This window comes from Streptomyces griseoruber (assembly GCF_001514205.1).
Classification (GTDB): Bacteria; Actinomycetota; Actinomycetes; order Streptomycetales; family Streptomycetaceae; genus Streptomyces; species Streptomyces griseoruber.
Window position 1 is genome coordinate 1 of record NZ_KQ948848.1, and the last position, 505, is coordinate 505.

A 505-nucleotide genomic window follows, 5' to 3' on the forward strand; every position below is an offset into this window, starting at 1 on the left:
CTCACGCCCCATACCCAGGCGTTGCGAGCCCTGACCGGCGAACAGGAAAGCCGTACGGCCCCCTTCACCGACCTCACCCGTCACCACACCGGCGACCGGCTCACCCGCCGCCACCGCCCCGAGACCGGCCAGCAACTCCGCACGGTCCGCACCGAACACCACGGCCCGGTGCTCGAACACCGACCGCGACCGCACCAGAGCCCCACCGACGCCCACGACATCCAGCGACTCGTCGCCGGCCACGAACTCCACCAGCCGACCCGCCTGCGCCCGCAACGCGGCACGACTGCGCGCCGACACCACCCACGGAACGACCGACGACACCAGTTCCTCGGTGCCGGAAGAGGCAGGAGCCTCTTCCACGGCCGGCTCCTCCAGGACGACGTGCGCATTCGTGCCCGAGACGCCGAACGCCGACACACCTGCCCGTCGCACGCGCCCCGCCTCGGTCCACTCCTGTTCCCGCGTCAGCAGCTCGACCGCACCCGCCGTCCAGTCCACGTGC

General features: G+C 72.1%; 1 protein-coding gene. It reads right to left on the bottom strand.

Going from position 1 to position 505, the window contains the following annotated elements; translation table 11 throughout:
- Nucleotides 1-501: ketoacyl-synthetase C-terminal extension domain-containing protein (locus AQJ64_RS44925; RefSeq protein WP_280529307.1), on the bottom strand; the 501-nt coding region annotated here is incomplete at its 3' end.
- Between the last annotated feature and the right edge of the window lie 4 nt (nucleotides 502-505).